This is a genomic window from Streptomyces thermovulgaris, from assembly GCF_002155915.1.
Taxonomy (GTDB): Bacteria; Actinomycetota; Actinomycetes; order Streptomycetales; family Streptomycetaceae; genus Streptomyces; species Streptomyces thermovulgaris.
Genome location: NZ_MUME01000547.1, coordinates 1 through 2,278 on the forward strand (window position 1 = coordinate 1; position 2,278 = coordinate 2,278).

The 2,278-nt window shown below is 73.4% G+C and carries 2 protein-coding genes; both read left to right on the forward strand.

Features of this window, described 5'->3' with window-relative positions:
* Positions 1-102: 102 nt before the first annotated feature.
* Complete coding sequence (locus tag CCN35_RS27230; RefSeq protein WP_067395346.1) at positions 103-951, forward strand: menaquinone biosynthetic enzyme MqnA/MqnD family protein; 849 nt, start codon at positions 103-105, stop codon at positions 949-951.
* Between the two features lie 66 nt (positions 952-1,017).
* Positions 1,018-2,278 (forward strand): serine/threonine-protein kinase (locus CCN35_RS27235; RefSeq protein WP_086794687.1); only part of this gene is annotated, 1,261 nt, incomplete at its 3' end.

Sequence of the window (2,278 nt, forward strand, 5' to 3'; positions counted from 1 at the left end):
GCGGTGAGGACCAGCAGGGAAGGGAGCGGTGAAGGCAGCGGTGAAGGCAGCGGTGAAGGGGGTGGCGGCGGGGCCGCGGGGGAGAGGGTCTAGTCTCGCGATGTGGACAACTCTCGCAGCCGGCCACGTGTGGGCCACATCCAGTTCCTCAACTGCCTCCCCTTGTACTGGGGGCTCGCGAGAACGGGCACGCTCCTCGACTTCGAGCTGACGAAGGACACCCCGGAGAAGCTCAGCGAGCAGCTGGTGCAGGGCGACCTCGACATCGGGCCGATCACCCTCGTCGAGTTCCTCAGGCACGCGGACGATCTGATCGCCTTCCCCGACATCGCCGTCGGCTGCGACGGTCCGGTGATGTCCTGCGTGATCGTCTCGCAGCTCCCGCTGGACCGGCTCGACGGCGCCCGGGTCGCCCTCGGATCGACCTCCCGCACCTCCGTCCGCCTCGCCCAGCTGCTGCTGGCCGAGCGGTTCGAGGTCGCGCCGGACTACTACACCTGCCCGCCCGACCTGAGCCTGATGATGCGGGAGGCGGAGGCCGCGGTGCTCATCGGCGACGCGGCCCTGCGCGCCAATCTGCACGACGGCCCGCGCTACGGCCTGGACGTGCACGACCTGGGACAGCTGTGGAAGGAATGGACGGGCCTGCCGTTCGTCTTCGCGGTCTGGGCGGCGCGCCGCGACTACTTCGAGCGCGAGCCGGACATCACCCGCAAGGTCCACGAGGCCTTCCTGGCCTCCCGCAACCTGTCCCTGGAGGAGGTCACCAAGGTCGCCGAACAGGCGGCCCGCTGGGAGCCCTTCGACCAGCAGGTCCTCGAGCAGTACTTCACCACCCTGGACTTCAGCTTCGGCGAGCCGCAGCTGTCGGCGGTCGCCGAGTTCGCGCGCCGGGTCGGCCCGACGACCGGCTTCCCGTCGGACGTGAAGGTGGAGCTGCTGCGGCCGTAGGACCCCGTGCGACGGCAGCGCACTACTCTGCTGTAGGAACGCACGGGGGAGCCGGGGGAGGGACACATGCAGCCGCTGGAAGCCGACGAGCCCACCTCCGTGGGCCCCTACCGGCTGCTCGGCCGCCTGGGCTCCGGGGGCATGGGCCGCGTCTACCTGGGCCGCAGCGCGGGCGGCCGTACGGTCGCGGTGAAGGTCGTGCACCCGCACTTCGCCCACGACCAGGAGTTCCGCGCCCGCTTCCGCCGTGAGGTGGCGGCCGCGCGCCGGGTGGGCGGCGCCTGGACCGCGCCGGTCCTGGACGCCGACCCCGAGGCGCCGGTGCCCTGGGTCGCCAGCGCCTATGTGGCCGGCCCCTCCCTGACCGCGGCGGTCGCGGAGACCGGCCCGCTGCCGTCGCACTCCGTACGCGTCCTGGGCGCCGGTCTCGCCGAGGCCCTGGCCAAGGTGCACGAACTGGGTCTGGTGCACCGCGATGTGAAGCCCTCCAACGTCCTGCTCACCCTCGACGGCCCCCTGCTGATCGACTTCGGCATCGCCCGCGCCACCGACGCCACGGCCTCCCTGACCTCCACCGGTGTGTCGGTCGGCTCGCCCGGCTACATGGCGCCCGAGCAGATCCTGGGCAAGGGCGTCACCGGGGCGGCGGACGTCTTCTCCCTGGGCGCGGTCCTCGTGTACGCCGCGACCGGCAACCCTCCCTTCCCGGGCGAGGCCGCGGTGGAGCTGCTGTACAAGGTGGTCCACGAGGAGCCCGAGCTGGGCGGTCTGGAGGGGGACCTCCGGGAGCTGGCCCAGGCCTGCCTGGCCAAGGACCCGGCCGCCCGTCCGGCCCCGGGCGACGTGGCCCGCCGCCTCGCCCCCGAGGGCGCCTCCCGCCTGGTCGAGGCCGGCTGGCTCCCGTCCCGTCTGGTCGAACAGGTCAGCCGCAGGGCCGTACAGCTGCTGAACCTGGAGGCGGCGGCGGACGCGGAACCGAAGGCGTCGGAACAGGCGTCCGGACCGCTGGACTTCAGCAGGGACGCGACGGCGGGGCCGACGCCCACCCGGCCCGACGTTCCGCCGCCCTCCCCTCCAGGCAAGGGGAACACTCCAGGCAAGGGGAACACCCCCTCGCAGCAGCCCACCGCGTCGTCGCTCCGCCCCGCATGGTCCTCGGCCGCCACGGTCACCGGCGGGAAGGAACAGCGCCGCCGGCCGGGCCGCGGTGCGCTCCTCGCGATCACGGGCGCGCTGGCGGCGGTGACGGCCGGCTCCCTGCTGTGGCTGCTGCCGTTCCTCGACCGCGGCGGGAGGCCCGGCCCCACCCCGACACCGACCTCCACCA